This is a genomic window from Bacillus sp. LR_5, assembly GCF_042709275.1.
In genome coordinates this window covers 1-3385 of record NZ_JAVAXX010000456.1, presented here as the reverse complement: position 1 = coordinate 3385, position 3385 = coordinate 1, and the positions used below count along the sequence as shown (strand labels likewise).

Sequence of the window (3385 nt, the reverse complement as noted above, 5' to 3'; positions counted from 1 at the left end):
CTGTGCGATTTTCAAAAACTGAATTAACAGGTACGTTTTGTCTTGTTTAGTTTTCAAAGAACTTTGTTTGCCGCTCGTTTAAGCGACTTTATTATCATAACATTTACCGTCGCTACCGTCAACAACTTTTTAACATTTTCTTTTCGGAAAAGCTGTTCGTCATCAGCGACGTATACTATAATAACAACTTCGGTTGTCTAAGTCAATACATAATATCAATTAAATGATAAATTGCTTAATAACGACTAACGCAGCTATTCCGGGTATCCCTAAAATTCCGCTGATAGCTGTTGTAACCAGATTAATCGGCACATGAATGCCAAGACTGCCGCCAAACATATTTACACAAACCAGCAGCAAAGCACCTGCCACAAATTTAACAGCTGTGATGCCAATCCACTTTAAAGGCTTCGCAGCTGAACCTGATAAAAAAAGAAGAATAACCAGTCCTAAAATAATCCCAATAATAAAAATAGGCTCCATGAATCTTCTCATCTCCTTCGCTTGTTCTAGTACAAGCTTATGAGAAGATCCAGGAGTTTAGACCACTTACTTCCACCGGCTGATTTTTAAATTTCGCTGCTTCGCTTCCCTTAAGTAAAAAAAATACTTCGCTTCAGCTACTTTCAGTTCGTATAACACTTCAGCAGACGGTTCTAAGCTTTTTTCAACCAGCTTTTTTTGCCTATTCCACTCTTCCTTTTGCTTAAAAAGCTGCTCGGTTAGTTTTTCATCAAACTCTCTTCTTAATGTTTTCTTGCGAAGAAAACCCATGGATCGCTTTTTCCTCCTTACAATTCACGTCTTCCTTCAAGTGCTTTAGAAAGAGTGACCTCGTCAGCATATTCCAAGTCACCGCCGACGGGCAGTCCGTGGGCAATACGGGAGAGCTTAATACCAGACGGCTTGAGGAGCCTTGATATATACATCGCCGTTGCTTCCCCTTCTATATTAGGGTTTGTCGCGAGGATCACTTCTGTCACTTGATCATCCTGTAATCGTTTTAACAATTCTGGTATTTTAATATCCTCCGGTCCAATGCCGTCCATTGGAGAAATAGCGCCGTGAAGAACGTGATACTGTCCGTTGTATTCCTTCATTTTCTCCATAGCGATAACATCCTTAGGGTCTTGCACAACACAGATAACAGACTTATCCCTGCGCGTATCTTCACATATATAGCAAGGGTCCTGATCTGTAATATGCCCGCAAACTGAACAATATGTCAGGTTGCGTTTCGCATTTACTAATGCTTTCGCAAAATCTAATACTACATCTTCTTTCATACCTAGAACAAAAAAAGCCAGACGAACCGCTGTTTTCGGTCCGATCCCTGGCAATTTCATAAAGCTGTCAATCAGCTTTGATATTGGTTCAGGATATTGCATGTTCTTTTATCCCCCTAGAATAAACCTGGCATGTTCATTCCCTTTGTAAATTGACCCATTGTTTCGTTTGTGATTTCGTCAACTTTTTTCAAAGCTTCATTCGTTGCAGCAAGCACTAAATCTTGAAGCATATCAATATCTTCAGGATCAACGACTTCTTCTTTGATGATAACATCCAGGATTTCTTTTTGGCCGTTTGCTTTTACTGTTACCATACCGCCGCCTGCAGTTCCTTCAACAACCTTTTCTGCAAGCTCTTCTTGAGCCTTCGCCATATCCTTTTGCATTTTTTGCATTTGTTTCATCATTTTTTGCATATTACCCATTCCGCCACGCATAGCATTCACTCTCTTTCATTTTGTTAGTCTTTTATTTCAATTAAATCCGCTCCAACAAGCTTTTTCGCTTCGGCAATAAGCGGGTCTTCTTCAGCCGGTTCATTTGATCCTTCATTTTCCTGCTGATGATCTTCTAAAAATTCTTCTCTTATTTTACCCCATTGTGCTTCTGGAACGCCAATCAAATCCATTCTTTTTCCGAGCATCGATTCTAAAATCTGCTCAAGATTAGTCCGGACTCCGTTGTTATCCTCAGCGACCATTTTACAATGAATTTCATATTTGAATTTCAGAACAAATGCCGCCGATCCGGCAGCCACAGGTTCACTGTCATTCAGTAAAGCGGCATGTGATACTTTGTTTTGCTGTTTGAGATGAGCAAGAAGCTTGCCCCAACTGTTTCTGAGCAGATCAAGATCCGGTCTTGTGGCTTCCTTCAAAATCTCATGAATTCTGCCTACTGGCGCTTTGTAATTGGATTTCCCGCCCTTTGGCACACGCGGCGCTTCTTTTTTCGGGCTTTCCGCAGCTGCTTTTATGCCCGTTGTTTTGAGCCGCTCTACTTCCTGTTCGAGCTGCTGGATTTTTTTCATCAGCATATCCACTTCCGGGAGATCAGCAGCAGATTGATGTGAGGTTTGGCAAATCTTCACAACGGCCACTTCGAAAAAGATACGCGGATGATTTGTCCATTTCATTTCCTGATGGCTCTTGTTCAGAATATCAATCATTTCATATAGGGCCTGAGCCGGAATTTGTTCACTTAGTTCCCGGAACGTTTCATCGACTTTTACTTTCTCAAGCACTCCCTCTAAGCCAGGGGCTGTTTTGTACAGCAGCATGTCCCTGAAATAGAAAATCATATCTTCTATCAGCTTAGCTGGATCTTTTCCTTGCTGAAGCAATTCATTTAATGTTTCCAGTGCGTCAGAAACGTTTTTATCATGCAGGGATTTTGCAAGCTTCCCGATATATAATTGAGAAACAGCACCCGTAATTAAAAGCGCATCTTCGACTTTCAGGATATCGCCGCTGAATGATATGGCCTGATCAAGAAGGCTCAGGGCATCCCTCATCCCTCCGTCTGCAGCACTCGCGATGATTTCCAGCGATCCTTCCTCCACTTGCAGCTGTTCAGCATCAACAATTTTATTCATGCGGCCTACAATCGCCTGGGAGGTAATTCGTTTAAAGTCAAAACGCTGACATCTAGAGATAATGGTTAAAGGAATTTTGTGCGGTTCAGTTGTTGCTAATATGAAAATACAATGCTCAGGCGGCTCTTCTAATGTTTTTAGTAATGCATTAAAAGCGCCGATAGAAAGCATATGCACCTCATCTATGATATATACCTTATATGTGACGGCCGATGGGGCAAACTTCACTTTATCGCGAATGTCACGAATCTCATCAACACCGTTATTAGAAGCGGCGTCAATTTCTATGACATCGGATATTGACCCGTTTGTTATCCCTTTACAGGCCGCACATTCGTTGCATGGCTCATCAACAGGAGCATGTTCACAGTTGACAGCCTTAGCAAATATTTTGGCTGCACTGGTTTTTCCGGTTCCTCTTGGCCCGGAAAACAGATAGGCGTGAGAAAACTTTTTTTGCAAAAGGGCATTTTGCAGCGTTTTTGTAATGTGTTCTTGTCCG

Annotated in this window: 5 protein-coding genes; all 5 read right to left on the bottom strand. The window is 41.7% G+C overall.

Translation table 11 applies throughout. The features are described from left to right. Nucleotides 1-219: 219 nt before the first annotated feature. Nucleotides 220-483, bottom strand: a complete 264-nt coding sequence (gene bofA / locus RAC86_RS36905; RefSeq protein WP_003225421.1) for a sigma-K factor-processing regulator BofA — start codon at nt 481-483, stop codon at nt 220-222. Between the two features lie 66 nt (nt 484-549). Then, nucleotides 550-774, bottom strand: coding sequence for a YaaL family protein (locus tag RAC86_RS36900; RefSeq protein WP_003242387.1), 225 nt, complete (start codon nt 772-774; stop codon nt 550-552). 17 nt (nt 775-791) lie between these two features. Next, entirely contained in the window at nt 792-1388 is a 597-nt protein-coding gene (gene recR, locus RAC86_RS36895) for a recombination protein RecR (protein ID WP_003225425.1), read from the bottom strand. A 14-nt stretch (nt 1389-1402) separates the two neighbouring features. Further along, the gene (locus RAC86_RS36890) at nt 1403-1726 is read right to left on the bottom strand and encodes a YbaB/EbfC family nucleoid-associated protein (RefSeq protein WP_003225427.1); all 324 of its coding nucleotides are present in this window, start codon (nt 1724-1726) and stop codon (nt 1403-1405) included. Nucleotides 1727-1749: 23 nt separating this feature from the next. After that, a partial coding sequence (dnaX, locus tag RAC86_RS36885) for a DNA polymerase III subunit gamma/tau (protein WP_377886792.1) occupies nt 1750-3385 on the bottom strand: 1636 nt, incomplete at its 5' end.

Coding starts and splice junctions, on each gene's coding strand:
- RAC86_RS36900 (WP_003242387.1), bottom strand. CDS start 774: ATGGGTTTTCTTCGCAAGAAAACATTAAGAAGAGAGTTTGATGAAAAA.
- recR (WP_003225425.1), bottom strand. CDS start 1,388: ATGCAATATCCTGAACCAATATCAAAGCTGATTGACAGCTTTATGAAA.
- RAC86_RS36890 (WP_003225427.1), bottom strand. CDS start 1,726: ATGCGTGGCGGAATGGGTAATATGCAAAAAATGATGAAACAAATGCAA.
- bofA (WP_003225421.1), bottom strand. CDS start 483: ATGGAGCCTATTTTTATTATTGGGATTATTTTAGGACTGGTTATTCTT.